Below are 20,571 nucleotides of genomic sequence, written 5' to 3' on the forward strand. Positions count from 1 at the left end.
GGCCTGTCCCCGGTTAACCATAAACCCGTCGAACGGGGGGGGAGACGGAACCGATGTGGCGCTATCTGGCCGGTGGGTTGGGCACGCTCGTGCTGGTGGGGGCAGGGCTGTTCCTATGGGGCAGCCGCCCGGACACACCGTCCCCGCTCCCCGCCGCGAGTGCCGCAACGGCGGCTTCCCCGCAAACCGCCACCGACGACGCGCCCTTACCTGAAGCCTCCGCCCGCACGCGTGAGCAGAAGCGCTTCGACCGCTACGACAAGGACCGCGACGGCACGATCACCCGCGAGGAATATCTCGCCGCGCGTCGCAAGGCCTATGCCAAGCTGGACCGGGACGGCGATGGCAAGCTGTCCTTCGACGAATGGGCGATCAAGGCCACGACCAAGTTCGCCACCGCCGACCGCGACAAATCGGGCACGATGGACGCGGCCGAGTTCGCCACCACCGCCGTCAAGCGTCGACCGGCTGCTCGGCGGGACTGTCCTCCGGCGCGAACGGCACCGGCTGAGGCACCGGAGGCGGGCCAGGCGGAAGAGAATTGAGCCAGCCGGGCAGCGCCTCGCGCGCGCGGTCGGTGTACATCCGCTTACGGTCGGCCTTTTTCGTTCGGCCGGGAATGGGCGTGAACAGGCCGAAATTGACGTTCATCGGCTGATAGGTCTCGGCCTCCGCCAGCCCGGTGATATGGCCGAGCAGCGCACCCAGAGCCGTCTCGACCGGCGGCGGCGCAATGGTCTTGCCGGTCAGTTCGGCGGCAGCGAAACGTCCGGCGAGCAAGCCGATCGCCGCGCTCTCGATATACCCCTCGCACCCCGTGATCTGGCCCGCGAAGCGCAGGTTCGGCCGCGATTTCAGCCGCAGCGTGGCGTCGAGCAACTCGGGCGAGCGGATGAAGGTGTTGCGGTGCAGGCCGCCCAGCCGCGCGAACTCGGCCTTTTCCAGGCCCGGAATGGTGCGGAAGATGCGGATCTGCTCGGCATATTTCAGCTTGGTCTGAAAACCGACGATGTTCCACAGCGTGCCCGCCGCATTGTCCTGGCGCAGCTGGACCACCGCATAGGGCCAGCGCCCGGTGCGCGGGTCGTCAAGGCCGACGCCCTTCATCGGCCCGAAGCGCAACGTCTCGACCCCGCGCTCGGCCATCACCTCGACCGGCATGCAGCCGTCGAAATAGGGCGTGTCCTTCTCCCACTCGCGGAACTCGGTCTTCTCGCCGTCGAGCAATGCCTGATGGAAGGCGTAATATTGCTCCTTGTCCATCGGGCAGTTGATGTAATCCTTGCCCGTGCCCTTGTCCCAGCGGCTCTGGAACCAGGCGACGTCCATGTCGATCGACTCGCGATGGACGATGGGCGCGATCGCGTCGAAAAAGGCCAGCGCCTCCGCGCCGGTCGCCTCGCCGATGCCGCCCGCCAGCGACGGCGCGGTCAGCGGGCCGGTGGCGATGATCGCAGGGCCATCCGGCAAAGCATCGATCCGTTCGCGGACGATGGTGATGTTCGGGTGGGCCTCGAGCGCCGCGGTCACGCCGCCCGAAAAACCGTCGCGATCGACCGCCAGCGCGGACCCGGCGGGCACCGCATGGGTGTCGCCCTTGGCCATGATGATCGAGCCGAGCGCACGCATTTCCTGATGCAGCAGGCCGACCGCGTTGGAGGTTGCATCGTCGGACCTGAAGGAGTTGGAGCAGACCAGCTCCGCCAGGTCGCCGCCGTGATGGGCGGGCGTGGTGTCCGCGCCGCCGCGCATTTCGGACAGGCGCACCTTCAGGCCGGCCTCGGCCAGCTGCCAGGCGGCTTCCGAGCCCGCGAGCCCGCCGCCGATCACATGAATGTCATAGGTCATCGCGCCGCCTTAAACCCGGACGGCCCCGGTTGGAAGGACTTGGCGTGTCGGACCCGGCTCCCCAAGTCGGTGATATGACCACCATCTTCACCATCGGTTACGAGGGCGCGACCGTCGACGGCTTCCTCTCGACGTTGAAATCGGCCGGGGTCGAGCGGCTGATCGACGTCCGCGCGCTGCCGCTGTCCCGGCGTCCGGGCTTTTCCAAGTCACCGCTGGCCGCCGCGTTGAAGGAGGTCGGCATCGACTATGTCCATCTGAAGGATCTGGGCACCCCCAAGCGCGGGCGCGATGCGGCCAAGAAGGGCGATGTCGGCACGCTGCGCGAGGTCTATGACGACCAGCTGGCCCTGCCCGAGGCACAGGCGGCCGCCGCGCGGATGCTCGATCTGGCGGGCGAGAAACCGAGTGCGCTGCTATGCTTCGAGCGCGATCCCTGCCACTGCCACCGAACGCTGCTGCTGGAGGCGGTGGGGCAGGGGATGACCGTCGTCGATCTCTACGTCTGATCCGTCAGAGAACGGACGCGACGAAGGCGTCGGTGCGGTCGCGCAGCATTTCGATATTTCTTTCCAGCGCCTGGGCCAGGGTCAGCAGCGATCCGGCGTCCTGGTCGATCCGGTTGGCGTCCTGCTGCAAGCGATGGACCTGCTGGCCCACGCGGTGCGCGGAGGCGACCGACTGGTCGACGCTGGCAGCGATGCCGGTCGTGGCGAGGCCCTGTGCCGCCACCGCCTCGTCGATCGATTGCGAGATGGTACCGATCGTGTCGACCGCGCGGTTGAGCTGCGCCTGTTCGGCGACCAGCGCGTGAAGATTGGCGGTGACCTCGCCGATATTGCGCGCGGCGTCGCGCGCGGCTTCGCGGGTCTGTCCGGCAAGCGCCTTCACTTCATGCGCGACGACGGCGAAGCCCCGCCCGGCATCGCCCGCTCGCGCCGCCTCGATCGCGGCGTTCAGTGCGAGCAGATTGGTCCGCGCCGCGACGGTTTCGATCAACGACAGCAGAGTGTCGATCGTCGTCGCGCTCGCCGCCAGTGCCTCCGCCCGCCGATCGGTCGCGGCGATGCGGTGGCGGACAACCTCCCGCACGGTGCGGGACTGGTCCATGTCGCGGGTGATGGCGGCAAAGGCACTGGCCAGACCATGGCCGCGCGCAGCGATATCGCTCAGCGCTTGGCCGGTATCGGCCATCGCCTCGGTCATGCGATCCGCGCTGCCCTGCGTCTCCCCGGCATAACGGGCGAGGGTGCTGGCCATGCCGCCCATATCGACGGTGGCACGGAGCAGATCCGCCGACAGGGCGGCGATGTCGGCGGTGAAGGATCGCGCGGCCTCGTCGATGCGCCGCGCCCGCACCATGCGCTCCTGCGCCAGGGCCATCTGCGCGTCGGCCGCCAGCCGGGCGATCCGGGCGGCGTCGAGCAGCCCGGTGAACACGCCCTTCCGGGTCAGGATCAGCGCATCGGGGGCGCCCCAATCGGCATGAAGCGCCAGCTTTTCGGCCAGCGGCGCGTCCTCTTCGCAACCGGGATGCGGGCGGACATAGGCGGTCAGGCTGGCACCGAAATCAGGATTGTGGAGCAGCGCGTGGCCGAACGGGTTGTAGAGCAAGCCCTTCACATCGCGTTCGACGATCGCGCCGACCGGCCTTCGTTCGGCATCCAGGACCGGCAGCAGCCGCATGTCCGGGGACTGCCGGAACAGCGCGATGGCGTCGATCAGCGACGCATCCGCTGCGATGACCGGGCTTTCCGTAGTGGCGGACCAGGAGGAGAAAACGGGCGGCTTCATCACGGTCCGCCGTACGACGAGACCGTAAACGCGATGTGATGGATTTGTGGCGTTTCGATGACGAAACGGAATCGGCCGAAGCCGGTGGGGGGATTAGCCCGCCACCGGCAGACGGACGGTGCCGTCCTCGTCCCGCTTCATCGGGCCATAGGCGATCACCGCCGTCAGCGGCAGATCGGCATAGATATGCGGGAAGAGCTGGCCACCCCGGCTCTCCTCCCATTTCACCGCCTGGCCCATCGCCTCAAGATCGACGGCCGCGATGTGCAGGTCGCGCTGTCCGGCGAAGTGCTTGTCGACCGTCTCGGTCAGCTGGGCGGCGGTGGAGAGGTGGATATAGCCATCGGCCAGATCCACCGGGGCGCCCGCGAAGACGCCCTCCTGCTCCAGCGCCGCCATCTGATCGGCGGTCAGCACCTTATAGGCGGTGGCGGGACGGCTCACTCGCCGTCCTCCGGTCCGGCGGCCAGGTTCTCGCCGACGACCGCATCCGGCTCGGGCGCGATCTCGGGGGTGCCGTCGGCCAGGTTCATCTCGGCATCCTCCTCGGTCTCCTCGATGCGCGCGGCCGAGACGACATGCTCGCCCGGTGCGACGTTGAAGAGCCGCAGACCCGCCGAGCCGCGCCCGATGACGCGCAAGCTCGCCAGCGACATGCGGATCAGCTTGGCCTGGTCGGTCACGAGCATCAGCTGATGCCCCTTGGCCGCCGGGAAGCTGGCGACGACATCGCCGTTGCGGGCGATATTGTCGATATTGGTGATGCCCTGACCACCGCGGCCCGTGCGGCGATATTCATAGGCCGAGGACAGCTTGCCATAGCCATTGGCGCAGACGGTTAGGATGAACTGCTCGCAATTGCGCAGTTCCTCGAAACGTTCGACCGACAGTTCGGGCTCGCCCTCCTTCTCACCCTTCCAGGGGGCGAAGCGCAGATAAGCCTCGCGCTCCTCCTGGGTGGTGCCGACGCGGTGCAGGACCGAGAGCGAGATGACCTCGTCCTCGCCCTTGAGCGCGATGCCGCGCACGCCGGTCGAGGTGCGGCTCTGGAACTCGCGTACATCGTCGGCGGCGAAGCGGATCGCGCGGCCGCAACGGGTGGCGAGCAGCACGTCGTCCTCGGCACCGAGCAGCGCGACGCCGATCAGTCGGTCTTCGCTGCCCTCTTCGAAGCGCATGGCGATCTTGCCGTTCGAGGGCACGTTGGTGAACGCATCCATCGAGTTGCGGCGCACCGCGCCCTTGGCGGTGGCGAACATGACGTGGAGCTTGCCCCACTCCGCCTCGTCCTCGGGCAGCGGCAGCACGGTCGAGATGACCTCGCCCGGTGCCAGCGGCAACAGGTTGACCATCGGCCGTCCGCGCGTGGCAGGTCCGCCCTCGGGCAGGCGCCAGACCTTGTAGCGATAGACCTTGCCATGGTTCGAGAAGAACAGGACGGGCGTGTGCGTGCTGGTCACGAACAGCTCGGTGACGACGTCCTCGTCCTTGGTCGCCATGCCCGAGCGACCCTTGCCGCCCCGGTTCTGCGCGCGGAAGGCATCGAGCGGGGTGCGCTTGATATAGCCCTGCATGGTCACGGTGACGACCATGTCCTCGCGCTCGATCAGGTCCTCGTCGTCGATGCCATCGGCGGCGGCGGCGATTTCCGAGCGGCGCGGGGTCGCGAACTGGTCGCGGATCGCCACCAGCTCGCCGCGCATCACCTCATACAGCTTCACACGGTTGGCGAGGATTTCGAGCAGCTCGGTGATCGAGTCCGCCAGACCCTTCAGCTCGTCGCCGATCTCGTCGCGGCCGAGCGCCGTCAGGCGGTGCAGGCGCAGGTCGAGGATCGCGCGAACCTGAGTCTCCGACAGGCGATAGGTATCGCCGAAGCCCTCATGCTCGACCGCTTCGACCAGGCGGATATACTGCGCGATCTCGGCGATCGGCCATTCGCGGGCGAGCAAAGCCTCGCGCGCGGCGACCGGCGAGGCCGAGCCACGGATGATCCGCACCACTTCGTCCAGGTTCGTCACCGCGATGACGAGGCCCAGCAAGATGTGCGCCCGCTCGCGCGCCTTGGCCAGTTCGAACTTCGAGCGGCGGGTGATCACCTGCTCGCGGAACTGGACGAACGCCTGGATGATGTCGCGCAAGTTCAGCAGCTCGGGCCGACCGCCGCGAATGGCGAGCATATTGGCCGGGAAACTGGTCTGGGCGGGGGTGTGCCGCCACAGCTGGTTGAGCACGACTTCCGGAGTCGCGTCGCGCTTCAGGTCGATGACGATGCGAACGCCTTCGCGGTTCGATTCGTCGCGAATGTCGCTGATCCCCTCGATCCGCTTTTCCTTGGCGGCCTCGGCGATCTTTTCAACGAGCGCGTTCTTGCCCTGCTGAAAGGGGATTTCGGTCAGGACGATGGCCCGGCGGTCGCCACGCATCTCCTCGATCTCGTGGCGCGAGCGCACGATGATCGAACCGCGCCCGGTCTGGTAGGCCGAGCGCGCGCCCGAGCGGCCCAGGATCAGCGCGCCGGTCGGGAAATCGGGGGCGGGGACGATCTCGTTCAGTTCCTCGACCGTGATCGCGCCGTTTTCCATGTATGCGAGACAGGCATTGACTACCTCGCCCAGGTTATGCGGCGGGATGTTGGTCGCCATGCCGACCGCGATACCGCCCGCGCCGTTGACCAGCAGATTCGGGTACTGGGCGGGCAGGACCGAGGGTTCGCGCTCCGAGCCGTCATAGTTGGGCTGGAAATCGACCGTGTCCTTGTCGAGATCGTCAAGCAGCGAATTGGCGACCTTCGCCAGACGCGCTTCGGTGTAACGCATCGCGGCGGGCGGATCGGGGTCCATCGAGCCGAAATTGCCCTGACCGTCGATCAGCGGCACGCGCATCGACCAGTCCTGCGCCATGCGGGCCAGGGCGTCATAGATCGCGCTGTCGCCGTGCGGATGGTATTTACCCATCACGTCGCCGACGATGCGCGCCGACTTGCGATAGGGCTTGCCCGCGACGAAGCCGCTTTCGGCGGCCGAGTAGAGGATACGGCGATGGACGGGCTTCAGGCCGTCACGGACATCGGGCAGCGCACGCGCCACGATCACGCTCATCGCATAGTCGAGATAGCTCGACTTCATCTCGTCGACGATCGAGATCGTCGAAATATCGGAAGGTTCCGCGAGGGTCGTCTCGTCGGCCAAAGTCTGTTGCTTTCCGGCTTGATGGTCAGATGGGAACCGAAGGTACTAGCCGAGCGTGAGCCGCCTGACCACCCCCGCGCGACCCATTCGCGAGCAGCCGTTTGGGAGGAACGGTGGTTGCGTCGAACGAGGCGGCGGGGGCAGGCCCGACGGAATATGCTCCCCCCCTCGGCAGCAGGTTCGCGGGACTTTGGAGGCGCTGGCCGCCGACGGGAGTAAACGGCGGCCAGCCCGGTCCTTATGCGCAGGCCGCGGTTTCGGCCGGATGTCGCAGATGTTACGATGTTGTAATCTGAATGATAATCAGTGCTTTGTGATCCTCCCCGGCCGGGGAGGAATGGTTAAGGCTGAACCTCTTTGCCTTCCCAGTCGAACAGCTTGCCGCTGTCGGGGGCCTTCAGCCCGTCGATTACGTCGAGCAGTTGGACCGCCGCACGGTCGGGTGCGAACAGGCCACCGGGGCGGACATTGCCCTGGAACGGCTTGGACAGTTGGGTGTCGACCGTTCCGGGGTGCAGCGCGACGACGATCGAGCGGTCGTTGCGACGCTTGTGCTCGATCGCCAGCGTCCGGACAAACTGGTTGAGCGCGGCCTTGGACGCACGATAGCCGTACCAGCCGCCCATGCGATTGTCGGAGATCGACCCGACCCGCGCGGAGAGAACCGCGAACAGCGTCTTGCCCGTGCGCGGCATCAACGGCAGCAGATGCTTGGCGACCAGCGCCGGGCCGATCGCATTCACCGCGAAATTGCGTGCCAGCCATTCGGGCGAAAGCTGGTCGAGCGCCTTTTCCGGTCCCCGTTCTCCGTCATGCAGCAGGCCGGTGGCGACGATCACCAGATCGGGGGCGGGGCCCTTGGCGATGCGTTCGGCGGCGGCGGCGATGCTCGCTTCGTCCTCGATATCGATATGGCCGTCACCCGGCATCGAGCGGGCGAGGCGCGTGACGCGGACAGCTTCTTCCTCCAACGCCTCGGCCATCGCCTGGCCGATCCCGCCCGAGGCACCGATGACGACCGCCTGCTTCCACTCGCTCATCGCACGAATCTCCAAAGGGTCGACGTGCTCGCCTCGGCATCGAACGCATAACCGTCGCTATCGAACCCGCGCATCGCATCGGTATCGGTGACGTGATGTTCGATCATCCAGCGGGCCATGGCGCCGCGCGCCTTCTTTGCGTGGAAGCTGACGAAACGGTCGCCCTCGCGGAAATCGACCGCGATGACCCGGATCGCGGCGGGCAGCTTGCCGTCGACTGCGTGCCAATATTCCTGGCTGGCAAGGTTCAGGATGGTGCCCGAACCCTCCGCCTCGATCTCTTGCGTCAGTCGCTCGGCGATGCGGTCGCCCCACCAGTCGGTCAGCTTGCCGCCACCCGGCGCCCAGCGCGTGCCCATTTCCAGCCGATAGGGGCGCATGGCGTCCAGTGGGCGGAGCAGGCCGTACAGGCCCGACAGCATCCGCAGATGGTCCTGCGCGAACACGACTGCGGGCACGTCGAGCGACTTGGCTTCCAGCCCGGTATAGACGTCGCCTGCGAACGCGAACATCGCGGGCCGCTCCGGCGCGGTGGCGAAATCGCGGAAGCGTTCGGCATTCAACTGCGCCAGCGCAGGCGAGATCCGCATCAGCGAGGCGAGCTTCTCCTCGCCTAGCCCGGAGGCCGCCTTGGCCAGCGTCTGCGCCGCGTCGGCGAAATGGGGCGCGGTCGGCGCGAGATCGGGCAGGGGGCTCTGATAGTCGAGCGTCTTGGCGGGGGAGATGACGGCGATCATGCCGCGCGGGCTAGCGCCGGGAGCGTTCGCGTTCAATCCGCGTTCAGCGGTTGTTGGATAGAGGGGACATCCACCAATCGCTTTGCTTGAACGGGACGCGCGCTGTCCCTATCAAGCCTGCCATCGACGATCCCGGACCGACCGGCTGTATTCTTGGAGAGAATTCGCATGAAAATCCTACCGAAGCTCGCGCTGGCGGCCGCGCTCGCGACGGGCATGGGCAGCGTCGTGCTGACCGCGCCGCTGTCTGCGCAGAAGAAGAAGGAAGAAGCGGCCGGTGGCCTGAAGCTGAGCCCCGAAGCGCTGAAGGCGGCCCAGGCCGCGCAGCCGGTGCTGCAGCAGAAGAATTATGCCGCCGCCGATCCGCTGGTCGCCGCGGTCGAGGCCGCCGCCAAGACCGAAGACGACAAGTATATCGCCGCGGCGATGCGCTACGAGCTCGAATCGGGCAAGCTGTTCGCGGCTCAGCAGGCCAATCCGAACGCCCCGGTCGACGAGGCGGTGCTCGCCAAGCCGCTCGACGCGCTGATCAACAGCCCGTCGACCCCGGCGGCCGACAAGCCGCGCTACGTCTATCGTCGCGGTGCGCTGGCCTTCAACGGCAAGCAGTATCCGATCGCGCTGCAATATTTCCAGCAGGCCAAGCAGCTGGGCTATAACGATCCCAACCTGCCGATGCTGATCGTCAAGTCGAAGATCGAGATGGGCGACGTGGCGGGCGGCAATGCCGAGCTGTCGTCGGTGATCGACCAGATGAACGCCTCGGGCCAGAAGGCGCCGGAGGACTATTACAAGTTCGCCATCGGTCGCGCCAACAAGGCCAAGATGGTCCCCGAGACGCTCGGCTGGATGCGCAAGTGGATCGCGGCCTATCCGACCCCGCAGAACTGGCGCAACGCGCTGGTCATCTATGGCCTGCAGCAGGGTTCGCTGGCGACGCTGGACAAGAACCAGAAGCTCGACCTGTTCCGCCTGATGCGCGCGTCCAAGTCGCTGGCCGACCAGAACGACTATATGGAATATGCGCAGTACGCGACGGACAAGGGCCTGCCCGCCGAAGCCGCGACCGTGCTGAAGGAAGGCATGGCGACCGGCAAGATCCCGGCTGGCAATGCCACGGCCAAGGCGATGCTGACCGCCGCCGAGACCAAGAACCGCCAGGAAGGCTCGCTCGCCCCGACCGAGACGCGCGCCAAGTCGGCCGCCGACGGCAAGCTCGCCGCGCTGACTGCCGAGGCCTATTACGGCCAGGGCAATTACGCCAAGGCGGCCGAGCTGTATCGCCTGGCGCTGCAAAAGGGTGGCGTCGACGCCAATGAGGTGAATACCCGCCTCGGCATCGCGCTGGCCGCCAGCGGCGACAAGGCGGGCGCGAAGGCCTCGTTCGACGCCGTCAAGGGTGCTCCGCGCGCCGATCTGGCGAGCTTCTGGAACACCTGGCTCTCGACCCAGGCGTAAGGAATGGGACCCGCGTCCGGAACGGCGCGGGTCCTTTTTTGCCTTGCTTGGCGAAGGCCAAGCATCAACCCAAAAGAAAAAGGCCGGTCCTCCCGAACGGAGAACCGGCCTTTTTATTGCCTCCGAAACCGGATCAATCGGCTTCGATCGGAATCCCCGAAACCTGCTTGGCCGTCCGGATGGTCAGCGACGTCTTGACGCTGGCCACGTTCGGCGCGGGCGTCAGATGGCCGGTCAGGATTTCCTGGAAGCTCTTCAGGTCCGACGCGACGATCTTCAGGATGAAGTCGATCTCGCCGTTGAGCATATGGCATTCGCGCACCTCGGGGATGCCTGCGACATGTGCCTCGAAGGCGGCCAGATCATGCTCGGCCTGGCTGCGCAGCGACACCATGGCGAAGACGGTGATCGGGAAGCCCAGGCGTGCGGCGTCCAGGTCGGCGTGATAGCCGCGAATGGCCCCCGCTTCCTCCAGCGCGCGGACGCGACGCAGACAGGGCGGGGCGGTCAATCCGACGCGTTCGGCCAGCTCCACATTGGTCATACGGCCATCGGCCTGCAACAGCGCCAGAATCTGCCGATCGATGCGATCGAGCGCCATTACACGATACTCCACATAAACTGCCGAATCCCTATGCTCTTTGACGGCGTACTATAAGAAAATTACGCACTACCGTAATTCTCGGGCATTGCAACGGCACCGATAAGGATATTTGCAGGTTACCAGTTGGAAGGATAAGGACGTTATAGAAGCGGCATGAAGGCCGGACGGCCACGCGTGAAGGGAGCTCAGTGCGGTTCGACGATAGTCTGGCGACGATTTTATCGGCCGACACTGCGACGCCTTTCGGCGCGCAGACTGCCTGGCGGCAGCTGATCGACCTGATGAGCCGTGGGCGCGTGCCTGCCGATCCGCCGATGCTGGAGCGGCTCGCCGAATTGCGTGGCAAGGTGGCCGAAGGCGTTCGCATCGCCAGCGCGCGCATGTTGAGCACCAGCCGCCCGCCCATCGCGCTGGTGTCCTTCTTCGCCCAGGATACGTTGCCCGTCGCCGCGACCGTGTTGCGCAGCGCGCAACTGGCGGATGAGGATTGGTTGGCCATCCTCCCCGCGCTGAACCCGCGAACCCGGTCGGTTCTGCGGCACCGTCGCGATCTGTCCGATACGGTGATTCGCGGGCTGGAAAGTTTCGGTCCGGTCGATTTCGTCCTGCCGCATATCGCCGGCGCGGCCGAGCCAGCGCCGCAAGCCGCCGCCGTGCCGCTGGAAGCCGTGCCCGAACCCCTGGTGGAACCGGTCCGTGCCGCGCCCGTCCGGGAAGAGCCGATGACGGTTCCGAAGCCCGTGGAAGAACCCGAAGCCGCGCCGCTATCGATCCTGCTCGAACCGCTGCCGACCCAGGCGGCGACGCCTTTCGTCGCGCTGGGCCAGGTCGCTCGCAGCCTGCCCTTCATGGCCGAGGCGATGCGCCACGCTCCGCCTCCCGCCGCCCCGCCCCGCTATGAGATCGCCGATCTCGTCGCGCGTATCGACGCCTTCAACCAGCGGCGCGAGGAAGTGACCGGCGCGACGCAGAATGATGCCGGGCCCGCCCATTTCGATTTCGAGACCGACGCCAACGGCCTGATCCTGGGGGTCGAGGGCGTCACGCGCGGCCCGCTGGTCGGCGTGAGTATCGCCGAGACCGCGATGCAGGGACTGGCGCAGTTCGACGGCGTGGCGATGGGGGCCTTTCGTCGCCGCTCCGGTTTCCGGGATGCGCGGCTGGAGATCGGCGGCAGTTCGGCGGCGGCGGGATCGTGGCGGGTGTCCGCCATGCCCTTTTTCGATCCTGCGTCGGGCCGTTATGCGGGCTATCGCGGCAGCGGCCGTCGTCCGCGCCGCGACGAGATGGCCAATGTGGTCGAGGCGGCGCCCGAAACGTCCTCGTCCGATTCTCTGCGGCAGCTCGTCCATGAACTCCGCACGCCCGCCAATGCGGTCGCAGGCTTTGCCGAGCTGATCGAAAGCGAATTGCTGGGGCCGGTGGCGCCCGTCTATCGCGACCGGGCCAGCGCGATCCGCGCGATGGCCGCCGACCTGCTCGCCTCGGTCGAGGATCTCGACACCGCCGCACGGATCGAGGGCCATGTGCTGGAGCTGCGGCCGACCATAGTTCCGCTCGCGCCGCTGATCCAGCGGGTGCTGGGTGAACTGGGGCCGCTGGCCGAACTGCGCCGTGCCGAAATCCGTTTCGATCCGTCTTCGGCGAACCTCTCGGCCCTCGCCGACGACCGGGCATGCGAGCGGCTACTGACCCGTCTGTTCTCGGTGCTTCTGTCCAATTGCGTGGTCGGCGAGCGTCTGTCGGCCAGCCTGTCGATCGATCAGGGCATGGCGGCGCTGCGGATCGATCGCCCGCTTGCGCTGACGGTCGAGGCGGATGCCGCGCTGCTCAGCGAGGCGGGGGATGAGGAACAGCGTGACGGCGCGCCGCTGCTGGGCACGGGCTTCTCGCTGCGCCTGATCGACAAGCTGGGCGCCGAGATGGGCGGCGGCCTGACCATCGGTCTGCACCGGGTCGTACTGGCCCTGCCCATCGGTGAGGATCGGCGGGCAGGACAGGCGTCGAGCGCCTGATCATGCCCAGCGCCGTTCGCCCCCGGCGCCACGAGGCCGCCTCCGCCGCCGAGCGGATCGTCTGGCCCGAAGCCTTTGGGCGGCGTTTCCTGGTGACGGTCGATGTCGAGGAGGAGTTCGACTGGACCGCGCCGCTCGACCGGCGTCATCGCGCGACCAAGGCGATGCGGGCGTTCGGTCCGGCCCATCGCCGCTTTGCCGAGGCCGGTGTCGGTCTGGCCTGCATGGTGGACTATCCGGTCGCGGTGGACCCCGTCGCCGTGGACATATTGGCCGAATGTCTGGGCGATGGCCGGTCCGAGATCGGGGCGCAGCTCCATGGCTGGGTGACGCCGCCCTATCATGAGGTCGTCGATCCCTTCACCAGCCATGCGGGCAATCTGCCGATCGAATGGGAGGCCGCCAAGCTCGACACGTTGACGGACACGCTCGCCGAGTCCTTCGGTACGCGGCCGCGTTTTTTCCGGTCGGGCCGTTATGGCCTGGGTCCGGCCTCGCTTTCGTTGCTGGCGTCGCGGGGCTATCGGATCGACAGCTCGATGCGGGCCCGCCATGATTACGGGCCAGGCGGCGGCATGGATTTCAGCGCCATCGACGCGCATGGTTTCCGTCGTGAGGGGATGGTCGAACTGCCCTTGACCAGCGTCTATACCGGATTGCTCCGGCGGGGCGGGGCAGGGCTGTACCGCCGGGCGGGGTGCTGGCCGCGCGGGCACGGTATCCTCGCACGAGCCGGCCTGCTGAATCGGATTCCCCTGACACCCGAGGGGGTGAGCATAGCCGACGCGCTGGCGGGGATCGACCGGGCGGTGGACGACGATGTGCGGCTGCTGACCTTTTCCTTCCACTCGCCGACGCTCGAGCCGGGGCATACGCCCTATGTCCGCGATGCCCGCGATCGGGCGATGTTCGATCGGTGGTGGGAGAGGGTCTTCGAGCGGCTGGCCAGACATGGTGTGACCGCGACGACCATCGACGAAATTCTCGCCGTCACCTGATGACCGGGCTGCCGGGGGGGGGGGCAGCCCGGTCGCCGGGATCAGCGCTTCATCGCTTCGATCAGCTTCTTGACGTCCTGGCTGCGGCCGCGCGGCAGGATCAGGATATCGTCCCCGCTCGCCACGACGATCAGGTCCTGCACATCGACCGCCGCCACCCGGACCCGGTCGGTGCGGATCAAGCAATTCTTCGTGTCGATCGCCAGCACTTCGCCGCGATGGGCGTTGCCGAACCCGTCCAGCTCGCTGATCGCGTGCAGCGCGTCCCAGCTGCCGACATCGTTCCAGCCCATGGCCACGGGCACGACCGCGACACGGTCGGCGCGTTCCATCACGGCATAGTCGATCGAGTCCGACGGACAGGCGGCGAATTCGGTTTCGTTGGGGCAGATGCGCTTGCCCTCATGGCTGGCGGCACGCATCGCCTTTTCGGCCGCGACCAGCATTTCGGGGGCGTGCTGGCCCAGTTCCTCCAGGAACCGGTCGGCGCGGAACAGGAAGATGCCGCCGTTCCAGGCATAGTCGCCGCGCGCCAGCATGGCTTCCGCGCGTTCCAGCCGGGGCTTTTCGACGAAGCGGGCGACCTGATGCACGCCCGGTGCGATCTCGCGACCGACCTGGATCCAGCCATAGCCGGTTTCCGGCTTGTCGGCAGCGATGCCGAAGGTGGCGAGCCAGCCCTGCGACACCATCGGCAGCGCGGAGCGGATGGCGGCGTGGAAGGCGTCGAGATCGGCGATGACATGATCTGACGGCATGACCAGCAGCACGTCCTCGGGCTTGGCGGCCAGGGCCGCCAGCGCGATCGCGGGGGCGGTGTTGCGCGCCACCGGCTCCAGGATCAACGCCTGGGGCGGCGTGCCCGCTTCGGTCAACTGCGCTTCGACCATATCGGCGTGCTGCTTTCCGGCGACGACGATAGGTGCAGCAAAGTCGTTCGAGTTGGTGCGCTGGGCCGTCAGTTGCAGCATCGTCTCGTCGGACGTCAGCGGCAGCAATTGCTTGGGCATTTCCGGTTTCGACATCGGCCACAGGCGTGTGCCGGAGCCACCGGAAAGGATGACCGGCACGATCGGATTATGCATGAATGCCCCTTCTGATTGTCCGGACCAACCGGGAATGACATGGTGGCCGGGTAGCTTATGACGGTGACACAACGCATATCTTCACGGTTCGTTTGTCATTGTCTGCAAAAATATGAAAAGTCGCTCCAATAGCGGGGCTTAGGATGCGTTGGGGAAGTCGGTCCGGTAGATGATCCGCCTGTTCAAACATTATGTCCCCCATGCGGCGCTGCTGCTCGGCCTGGTCGACTTCCTGCTGCTGATGGTCGCGGCCGAGTTGGGCTGGGTGCTGCGCGCGCATCAGATCGACTATCCGGTCGGCAGTTTGATCGAGCGGCTGCCGCAGGTGCTGAGCTTCGCGATCCCGCTTCAGATTTCGCTGCTCGCCGTGGGGGCTTATACGGCCGCGTCCTTCCTGTCGCTGCGGTTCGCGGCGGCGCGGTTGATGGTGGCGATCTCGCTGGGCGTGATCTTCCTGTCGCTGATCTTTTTCTTCTTTCCCAGCGTCAGCTATTGGCGGTCCAGCCTGTTCTATTCGATGGTCTTCGCGTCCGTGCTGCTGGTCGTGGTCCGTGGCATATTGGGGCGATATCTGGGCGGCGATCGGTTTAAGCGGCGGGTGGTCCTGATCGGTGCGGGCGCGCGGGCGGCGCAGATCGCCGCGCTGGCGGAACAGCCAGGCTCCAATTTCGTGATCGCCGGTGCGATCGCGATGCGCCCGGAGGAGGATGCCGTCCCGCGCGCCGTGCCGCGTTCCGCCATCCCGAGCCTGTCGGCCTTCGTGCTCGAACGCGAAGCGGGCGAGGTGGTGCTGGCGCTTCAGGAACGACGCGGCGCGCTGCCCTATCAGGACTTGCTGCGCGTTCGCACGACCGGCGTCCATGTATCAGAAATATCAACCTTTCTGGAACAACAGACGGGCCGTATCGACCTGGCCTCGGTCAGCCACAGCTGGCTGATCTTTTCCGATGGCTTTGCGTCGGGCCGTATGTGGTCGGCCATGGCCAAGCGCGCCTTCGACATTTCGGTCAGCCTGATCCTGCTCATCTTCGCGGTGCCGGTGATCCTGGTCACGGCCATCCTGATCCGGCTGGAATCGCGCGGGCCCGCTTTCTATCGGCAGCGACGCGTCGGCCTGTTCAACCAGCCCTTCGACATTCCCAAGCTGCGTTCGATGCGGCAGGATGCCGAACTGGCCGGGCAGGCGGTCTGGGCAGAGAAGGACGATCCGCGTATCACCCGTGTCGGGCGTTTCATCCGCAAGGTGCGGATCGATGAGCTGCCGCAAATCTGGTCGGTACTGATGGGCGAGATGAGCTTCGTCGGCCCGCGCCCGGAGCGCCCGCAATTCGTCGAACAGCTCGAACAGCAAATTCCTTTCTATGCCGAGCGCCACATGGTGAAGCCGGGAATCACCGGCTGGGCACAACTGAACTATCCCTATGGCGCGTCGATCGACGATGCGCGGCACAAGCTGGAATATGACCTGTATTACGCCAAGAATTATTCGCCCTTTCTCGATGCCCTGATCCTGCTTCAGACGTTGCGGGTGATCCTCTGGCCGTCGGGCGCGCGCTGATCATGAGCGAGGACAGGAGGGTGCTGCCGAGGGGGCGCGACCGGCGGCGGTCGCATCCCTATCCGATGATGCGACGCAAGCGGCGTATCTGGTGGCGGCGCTCGATCCGGCGGCGTCTCCGTATCCTGGCCGCGCTGGGTGTCATCGGTCTGGCCGTGGCGGGGTTGCTGGCGCTCGTCTATACCGGCAAGCCGCCGGTCGATCCGACGCAGGCGCTGCGGCGTGGGACGGCCGCGCTGGAAGCGGGCAATTACCACGCGGCGCATGACCAGGCCCGGCAGGCGGCCGAAGCGGCTCCCCGATCGCAGGCGGCGCAGATGATGCTGGCACGGACCAGCCTGTTGCTGGGCGAGGGCGTAACGGCGGACGCCGCGCTCGACCGGGCGCTGAAGGACGGCGTGCCGCTGGCCCAGACACTGGCGGCGCGGGCCGAGGCGCGGTTTCTCCAGGGCGATCTGGCGGGTGCGCAGGATGCGGTCGACCATATGCCTGCCGAGCGCGACGCGGCGATGGCGCGGATCGCGGCGCAGGTGGCGGCGCAGGAGGATGGGGGCGTTCCCCTGCGACAGGCGCTGCAAGGCCTGGTCACCCTCTATCCCGATGATGCGCGCCTCTGGACCGATCTGGGGCGCAGCCGCTTTGGCGCGGGCGATATGGACGGAGCGTCCCAGGCGGCGGCGCGAGCGGCGGCACTGGCTCCGGCCGATCCCGATGCATTGACCCTTCAGGGTGAGGTGCTGCGCGCCCGCTATGGGCTGGCGGCGGGGCTGCCCTGGTTCCAGGCGGCCTTGGCGCGGGATGCCTATCACTTACGGGCCTTGATCCAATATGCGGCGACGCTCGGCGATCTGGGGCGGGCGAGCGATGCGCTGGCGGCGACCCGATCGGCGCTGGTGTCGCAGCCCGGCAACCCCGACGCCTTCTATCTCCAGGCGGTCATCGCCGCGCGGGCGGGGCGTTATGCGCTGGCGCAACAACTGCTCCAGCTCACCGGCGGCGCGCTGCGGATGCGGCCCGGCACGGCGATGCTGGAGGGCGCCATCGCCTATGCGCAGGGACGGCCGCAGCGGGCCGCGCGTGCCTGGGCGCGGCTGGTGACGATGCAGCCCATGAACGTGGCCGCCCGCGAACTGCTGGCGGCGGCGCAACTGGGCGTGGGGGACCGGCCCGCCGCACTGGCGACGCTGCGCCCGATCCTGACGCGGGCCGATGCGGATGGATATGCGCTGCGGCTGGGCATGATGGCCGACCCCGAGAATGCCTTGGTGCTGAGCGACCGAGCCGCCTCCGGGCAGCGGGGCGACGCCGCGATCTTCCGGCCCGATCGCGCGGTCGGCGAACTGAAGATGGCGGCGGCGGAGTCCCCGACCGATCCGACCTATGCGCTAGGCCTGATCCGGGGGCTGGCGAGCCAGGGCGACCGCGCGGGGGCGATCCGGGTCGCCCAGTCGCTGGTCCGCGCGAGCCCCGGTGCTCCGGCCGCGCAGCTGGCCTATGGCGATGCCCTGGCCACCGCCGGGCAACATGCCGCCGCGCTGGGCCCTTATGCCAGGGCGGCGGACCTGACCTTTGACGAGCCGACCATGTTGCGGCTGGTCGACGGCTATCAGCGAACCGGGCGCGCCCATGACGCGGCGGTCAGCCTGGGACTGTATCTTTCGCAGAATCCGCAGAGCGTGCCCGCACGCCGCCTGCTCGCCCAGTGGCAGATGGCCGCCGGGCGATGGGATGACGCGATCGAGACGCTGGAGGGACTGCGCACCCAACTCGGCGCGCGGGACGTGGCCCTGCTCCACGATCTCGCCATCGCCTATGCCGAGGCGGGGGATGGGGTGGTCGCGCGGCGTTACGCCGCGGCGGCCTATCGGCTGGCGCCGATGAATGCGGGGGTGGCCGATGCCTATGGCCGCGCGCTGGCCGTGGCGGGCGAGCCCGAGGGCGCGCGGCAGCTGTTTGACAAGGCGCTGGCCCTTGCACCGGGCAACCCCACGATCCTGGCGCACCGCGCGCAGCTCTGACGCCGCGCGCTTGGCAGGAGGGGAGGGGTGCCGTACCAGCGGCGCCATGACCGATCTCGCCAGCCCCTTTTCAGCCAGCCCCGTCCTGGAACGTATCGCCGCCGCTCTCGAACGTCTGGCTCCGCCGCCCGCGCCGTCCGCCGATCCGCTGGCGCATCCGGCCTATATCTGGCGGGGCGGGGCGCTGCAGGCCGCGCGCGGTTTCGCGCCGGTGCCGCTCGACCTGTTGCAGGGGCTGCACCAGCAGCGCGAGGCCTTGCTTGCCAATCTGGTCCGTCTGGCCGACGGGCATGCGGCACAGGACGTGCTGCTCTGGGGCGCGCGCGGCACCGGCAAGTCGGCGCTGGTCAAGGCGGGCGTCGCCGCCGTCCAGGCGGATCGTCCGGGGCGGCTGGCCCTGGTGTCGGTCGATACGCTCGACAGCCTGCCAGACCTGTTTGCGATGCTGGAGGGCGCCGACCGCGCCTTTGCCGTCTTCATCGACGATCTGGGGTTCGACGAAGCGGGCGAGGCGCGCAAGCTGCGTTCGCTGCTCGACGGCGGGGCGGAGGCGCGGCCCGCGCATGTCCGACTGCTCGTCACCGCTAATCGCCGCCATCTGCTGCCCCGCGACCTGAGCGAGCAGGACAGCGCGATCAATCCGCGTGACGTGGTGGACGACCAGCTGGCGCTCGCCGACCGGTTCGGCCTGAGCCTGGGTTTCCACGCCCTCGATCAGGATGGGTATCTGGCGATCGTGCGCGCCTATGCGACACGCCATGACCTGCCGTTCGACGGGCATGAGGCGGTCAACTGGGCCACCCGCCGGGGTAGCCGTTCGGGGCGCGTGGCATGGCAATATATCGTCGATCTGGCGGGGCGGCTGGGGCGAAATCTGTAATAAATCAGGTGACGGATAAAAAACCTCTTGCACCTATCCGAGCCGCTGGCTATTGGCGCGCCTCCAGCACGGATCGGCCTTCCCGAAAGGCTTCGAAAGCGGTCCGTACTCTCTAGTCGGGGAGTAGCTCAGCCTGGTAGAGCACTGCCTTCGGGAGGCAGGGGCCGGAGGTTCGAATCCTCTCTCCCCGACCATTTCACCGCCTGACGCGGTCCAGTCCATCGATAGCGAACCGCCCCTGACAGGGCGCCCCGGCTCGACCGGGTGGCATGACCTGGCTCGAATCCATCGCCTTCATCCTCGGTGTCGCGAACGTCACGCTGGTCGTGCGGCGCAGCCTGTGGAACTATCCCGTCGCGCTGGTGATGGTGTCGCTCTACGCGCTGCTGTTCTGGCGCGAGCGATTGTACAGCGACGCCGCGTTGCAGCTCTTCTTCTTTGCGCTCAACCTCTATGGCTGGATCGTCTGGCGGCGCAGCGTGACGCAGGCGGGTGAGGTGACGGTCGAGAGGCTGTCTGCGCCCGAGCGTGGCGGGTGGCTCGCGGGTATCGCGGTCGCCTCGCTCGGCTGGGGCGCGGTGATGGCGCACTGGACCGATGCGGCCATGCCGTTCTGGGATGCGGCCAATGCCGTCACCAGCGTCGCGGCGCAGATCTTGCTGGCGCGGCGGCGGCTGGAGAATTGGCTGCTGTGGATCGTCGTCGATCTCTCCTCCATCGCGCTCTACGCGGTAAAGGGGCTGACATTGACCGCGATCCTATACGTCATCTTCCTGGGATTGAGCCTGTGGGGCTATCGCGAATGGCGGGAGCGGGCGTGACGAGCATCTGTCTTCACGGGCCGGAAAGCACCGGCAAGTCGACCGTCGGGCCACGCCTGGCCCAGGCTCTGGGTGGCCGGTATCTGCCCGAATATGGCCGCGACTATGCCGAGGCGCATGGCACGGACTTCACCATGGCGGATCTGGTGGCGATCGGGCAGGGGCATGACGCGATGCTGGCCCGCGCGATGGCCGATGGGCCCTGGCCGGTCGTGACCGATACCGATCCGCTGATGACCGCCGTCTGGGCCGACATGCTGTTCGGGACGCGCGATCCGTGGTTCGCCCGGTGGGACCGGCTGTCCGACATCTATCTGCTCTTCGCGCCCGATCTGCCGTGGATAGAGGACGGCACCCGGCTGTTCGGCACACTGGCGGCACGGCAGCGCTTCTTCGAATGGTCGCGGGCCGAACTGGATCGGCGCGGCGTTCGCTACGCCTTGATCGAGGGGCAGGGCGAAAGCCGCTATGCAAATTGCATCGCCGCGCTAGAGCACTTTGGCATCCGCCCGCATCTTTGCTAG

18 protein-coding genes and 1 tRNA gene are annotated in these 20,571 nt (G+C 67.3%); 11 read left to right on the forward strand and 8 right to left on the reverse strand.

All coding sequences use genetic code 11. The annotated features are described in order from the left end of the window. The first annotated feature begins 53 nt into the window (after positions 1-53). Positions 54-545 (forward strand): EF-hand domain-containing protein, encoded by a 492-nt coding sequence (locus ACQR50_RS06395; protein ID WP_322539320.1) that lies wholly within the window; start codon positions 54-56, stop codon positions 543-545. Here the strand turns inward: ACQR50_RS06395 and trmFO are convergent. Beyond that, on the reverse strand, positions 454-1,848 hold the full coding sequence (gene trmFO / locus ACQR50_RS06400; RefSeq protein WP_428970250.1) for a methylenetetrahydrofolate--tRNA-(uracil(54)-C(5))-methyltransferase (FADH(2)-oxidizing) TrmFO: 1,395 nt from the start codon (positions 1,846-1,848) through the stop codon (positions 454-456). The genes ACQR50_RS06395 and trmFO overlap by 92 nt on opposite strands. Before the next feature lie 74 nt (positions 1,849-1,922). Between trmFO and ACQR50_RS06405 the strand changes: the two genes are divergently transcribed. Then, a complete protein-coding gene (locus tag ACQR50_RS06405) occupies positions 1,923-2,357 on the forward strand; it encodes a DUF488 family protein (RefSeq protein WP_428970251.1) in 435 nt (144 codons plus the stop codon). 4 nt (positions 2,358-2,361) lie between these two features. On the opposite strand, the gene ACQR50_RS06410 is transcribed toward ACQR50_RS06405, so the two are convergent. The 5 genes from ACQR50_RS06410 to yaaA form a co-directional block, all read right to left on the reverse strand. Beyond that, the gene (locus ACQR50_RS06410) at positions 2,362-3,642 is read right to left on the reverse strand and encodes a methyl-accepting chemotaxis protein (RefSeq protein ID WP_428970252.1); all 1,281 of its coding nucleotides are present in this window, start codon (positions 3,640-3,642) and stop codon (positions 2,362-2,364) included. Positions 3,643-3,735: 93 nt separating this feature from the next. Then, a complete protein-coding gene (locus ACQR50_RS06415) occupies positions 3,736-4,041 on the reverse strand; it encodes a DUF952 domain-containing protein (RefSeq protein WP_428970655.1) in 306 nt (101 codons plus the stop codon). A 41-nt stretch (positions 4,042-4,082) separates the two neighbouring features. Continuing rightward, positions 4,083-6,833: a DNA gyrase subunit A gene (gene gyrA / locus ACQR50_RS06420; protein ID WP_428970253.1), complete on the reverse strand. Its 2,751-nt coding sequence runs from the start codon at positions 6,831-6,833 to the stop codon at positions 4,083-4,085. 341 nt (positions 6,834-7,174) lie between these two features. Next, positions 7,175-7,873, reverse strand: coding sequence for an SDR family NAD(P)-dependent oxidoreductase (locus ACQR50_RS06425; RefSeq protein ID WP_428970254.1), 699 nt, complete (start codon positions 7,871-7,873; stop codon positions 7,175-7,177). Continuing rightward, a complete protein-coding gene (gene yaaA / locus ACQR50_RS06430; protein WP_428970255.1) occupies positions 7,870-8,610 on the reverse strand; it encodes a peroxide stress protein YaaA in 741 nt (246 codons plus the stop codon). Before yaaA ends, ACQR50_RS06425 begins: the two co-directional genes overlap by 4 nt. A gap of 168 nt (positions 8,611-8,778) precedes the next feature. Between yaaA and ACQR50_RS06435 the strand changes: the two genes are divergently transcribed. After that, positions 8,779-10,068, forward strand: a complete 1,290-nt coding sequence (locus tag ACQR50_RS06435) for a hypothetical protein (RefSeq protein ID WP_428970256.1) — start codon at positions 8,779-8,781, stop codon at positions 10,066-10,068. A gap of 133 nt (positions 10,069-10,201) precedes the next feature. On the opposite strand, the gene ACQR50_RS06440 is transcribed toward ACQR50_RS06435, so the two are convergent. Continuing rightward, entirely contained in the window at positions 10,202-10,669 is a 468-nt protein-coding gene (locus ACQR50_RS06440) for an Lrp/AsnC family transcriptional regulator (RefSeq protein WP_042487895.1), read from the reverse strand. A gap of 191 nt (positions 10,670-10,860) precedes the next feature. Here ACQR50_RS06440 and ACQR50_RS06445 point away from each other — a divergent pair, with 191 nt between their 5' ends. Together ACQR50_RS06445 and ACQR50_RS06450 are read left to right on the forward strand one after the other, a co-directional pair. Beyond that, positions 10,861-12,687, forward strand: a complete 1,827-nt coding sequence (locus tag ACQR50_RS06445; protein ID WP_428970257.1) for a sensor histidine kinase — start codon at positions 10,861-10,863, stop codon at positions 12,685-12,687. 2 nt (positions 12,688-12,689) lie between these two features. Continuing rightward, the gene (locus ACQR50_RS06450) at positions 12,690-13,685 is read left to right on the forward strand and encodes a polysaccharide deacetylase family protein (RefSeq protein ID WP_428970258.1); all 996 of its coding nucleotides are present in this window, start codon (positions 12,690-12,692) and stop codon (positions 13,683-13,685) included. Positions 13,686-13,726: 41 nt separating this feature from the next. Here the strand turns inward: ACQR50_RS06450 and ACQR50_RS06455 are convergent, their stop codons facing one another. Beyond that, positions 13,727-14,770, reverse strand: coding sequence for a mannose-1-phosphate guanylyltransferase/mannose-6-phosphate isomerase (locus tag ACQR50_RS06455; protein ID WP_428970259.1), 1,044 nt, complete (start codon positions 14,768-14,770; stop codon positions 13,727-13,729). A gap of 169 nt (positions 14,771-14,939) precedes the next feature. On the opposite strand from ACQR50_RS06455, the gene ACQR50_RS06460 reads away from it, so the two are divergent. The 6 genes from ACQR50_RS06460 to ACQR50_RS06485 all read left to right on the forward strand — a co-directional run bounded on the left by ACQR50_RS06460 (position 14,940) and on the right by ACQR50_RS06485 (position 20,571). Next, positions 14,940-16,328 (forward strand): TIGR03013 family XrtA/PEP-CTERM system glycosyltransferase, encoded by a 1,389-nt coding sequence (locus ACQR50_RS06460; protein WP_428970260.1) that lies wholly within the window; start codon positions 14,940-14,942, stop codon positions 16,326-16,328. Positions 16,329-16,348: 20 nt separating this feature from the next. Beyond that, positions 16,349-18,346: a tetratricopeptide repeat protein gene (locus tag ACQR50_RS06465; RefSeq protein ID WP_428970261.1), complete on the forward strand. Its 1,998-nt coding sequence runs from the start codon at positions 16,349-16,351 to the stop codon at positions 18,344-18,346. Positions 18,347-18,392: 46 nt separating this feature from the next. After that, positions 18,393-19,226 (forward strand): ATP-binding protein, encoded by an 834-nt coding sequence (locus tag ACQR50_RS06470; protein WP_428970262.1) that lies wholly within the window; start codon positions 18,393-18,395, stop codon positions 19,224-19,226. A 117-nt stretch (positions 19,227-19,343) separates the two neighbouring features. Next, positions 19,344-19,420 (forward strand) — tRNA-Pro (locus ACQR50_RS06475). Positions 19,421-19,495: 75 nt separating this feature from the next. Next, on the forward strand, positions 19,496-20,047 hold the full coding sequence (gene pnuC, locus ACQR50_RS06480) for a nicotinamide riboside transporter PnuC (RefSeq protein WP_428970263.1): 552 nt from the start codon (positions 19,496-19,498) through the stop codon (positions 20,045-20,047). Then, on the forward strand, positions 20,044-20,571 hold the full coding sequence (locus ACQR50_RS06485; protein ID WP_428970264.1) for an AAA family ATPase: 528 nt from the start codon (positions 20,044-20,046) through the stop codon (positions 20,569-20,571). The genes pnuC and ACQR50_RS06485 overlap by 4 nt, the downstream gene beginning before the upstream one ends.

Source organism: Sphingomonas sp. Xoc002 (genome assembly GCF_050408055.1).
Classification (GTDB): Bacteria; Pseudomonadota; Alphaproteobacteria; order Sphingomonadales; family Sphingomonadaceae; genus Sphingomonas; species Sphingomonas yabuuchiae.